The sequence below is a fragment of the Plantactinospora sp. B5E13 genome (genome assembly GCF_039871775.1).
In the GTDB taxonomy this organism is placed as follows: Bacteria; Actinomycetota; Actinomycetes; order Mycobacteriales; family Micromonosporaceae; genus Plantactinospora.
The window spans coordinates 1-1,242 of record NZ_JBDPLT010000107.1 but is presented as its reverse complement, the minus strand read 5'-3'; the positions used below and the strand labels follow the sequence as shown (position 1 = coordinate 1,242).

The 1,242-nt window shown below is 71.5% G+C and carries 1 protein-coding gene and 1 pseudogene; both read right to left on the bottom strand.

The annotated features are described in order from the left end of the window. Nucleotides 1-122, bottom strand: a pseudogene (locus tag ABGB05_RS36870) (co-chaperone YbbN); the annotation flags it as partial. 13 nt (nt 123-135) lie between these two features. Next, a partial coding sequence (locus ABGB05_RS36865; RefSeq protein WP_347658666.1) for an alpha/beta fold hydrolase occupies nt 136-1,242 on the bottom strand: 1,107 nt, incomplete at its 5' end.

The window sequence follows — 1,242 nt, the reverse complement described above, 5'->3', positions numbered from 1 at the left end:
TGCTCCGCCTGACCGCTGAGTACCTCGATGTCGGCGGCGAGCAGCTGCGCCGGTACGTCGTCCGGCGCCGCCTCGGCCGCGGCCATCGCCGCCGCCGGGGCGCCCCCCGCCCCCCCCCGGGCCCGTCGTCCGGTGTCAGTGGCCGGCGTCGCCGATGCCGCGACGGGCGCGAGCAGCGTCCAGTTCCCGTCGGATCTCGGCGGCCAGGACGGGCAGGTTCTCCGTGCTCCACATCGTGTAGTGGTCGCCAGGAACCTCCCGGGTCGGTACCTCCGGAAGGAACCGCTCCCAGCCACGATCCTGATCCGAGTCGACGGCGTTGATCAGATGTACCGGCACCGGCGGCACCCGGTCCGGTAGGTAACGGTAGTTCGCCCGTACGTTCGCGCTGAACACCCGGTAGCGACGCAGCAGGTCGTCGCGGACGTCGGCGGGAACGAGCCCGGCGCCGGTCAGCGCGTCGAGGAGCTCGTCCAGCAGTATGTCGGGATCGACTCCCGGGTGCAGGAAATCCAGGTCCGGCATCGGCCGGCCCACGATGCCGGCGAGGTCCACCGCCCACTGCCGCATGGTCCCGATCGTGTCCGGCGGCTCCGATCCGGTGGGCACCGGGGAGTCCAGCAGCAGGACCAGGTCGACCCTGGCCCCGGCGTCGGTGAGGATCCGGGCCATCTCGAACGCCACCAGCCCTCCCATGGACCACCCGGAGAGCAGGTAGGGCCCGTTGGGACGGGTCCGGCGCACCGCCTGGACGTAACGCTCGGCGAGGTCGACCACCCGGTCGAGCGGCACCACGTCCTCCTCCAGGCCCGGTGCCTCCAACCCGTACACGGACTGGTCCGGGCCGAGTTGTCGGGCGAGTGCGGCGTAGGAGTAGGCCGAGCCGGAGACGGCGTGCACGATGAACAACGGCGGCTGGGTGCCCGCCACCTCCTGTAGCGGCACCACCGGGGACCAGTCCGGGCTGGGGGCGGCGGCCAGTCCTCCGGCGCCGACCCCGCCGCCCGCCTGGTCGACCAGTCGGCCCAGGGCCAGCACCGTCGGGGCCGCGTAGAACTGGCGCAGGGTCACCGTCGTCCGGAGTCGCTGTACGACCAGGCTGGTCACCTGAGCTGCCTGGAGGGAGTTGCCGCCGAGGTCGAAGAAGTTGTCGTCGGTGCTGATCGGGTTGGTGGTGGTCAGGATGGTGGTGAAGATGTCGGTGATCTGTTGTTCGGTCGGGGTCGTGGGTGGGGTGACGGT